Genomic DNA, 368 nt, shown 5'->3' with positions numbered 1-368 from the left:
GCTAAATGGTTCAATCTTTCAGTCTTTAAACTCCTAAAGAATCGTTCCATCACGGCATTATCCCAACAATTTCCTCTACGACTCATACTTTGTTCAATGCCTAAGTGCTTTAGCTTTTCTCTGAACACGTTAGCAGAGTACTGGCAACCCTGGTCTGAGTGAAACATCAACTCCTGTGTATTTGGCCTCTGACGTTGTATCGCGTTATTTAATGCCGCTGTCGCTAACGCGGCATTGGGTTGGCTTGATAAGGCATACCCAACGATTTCTTTCGTTCCTAAATCAAGTACACAGGCTAAATAACTCCATCCTTGATGTGATTTTATGTAGGTAATGTCACCCACCCAATGAGTGTTATAAGTCGTAGG

1 protein-coding gene is annotated in these 368 nt (G+C 42.4%); it reads right to left on the bottom strand.

Features of this window, described 5'->3' with window-relative positions:
• Positions 1-368: IS3 family transposase (locus AAEY98_RS22185; protein WP_351019718.1), on the bottom strand; the 368-nt coding region annotated here is incomplete at both ends.

The organism is Shewanella sp. AC91-MNA-CIBAN-0169, assembly GCF_040310165.1.
Classification (GTDB): domain Bacteria; phylum Pseudomonadota; class Gammaproteobacteria; order Enterobacterales; family Shewanellaceae; genus Shewanella.
Note: the sequence above shows the minus strand (reverse complement) of the source record. Positions and strands in the feature narration are given on the sequence as shown.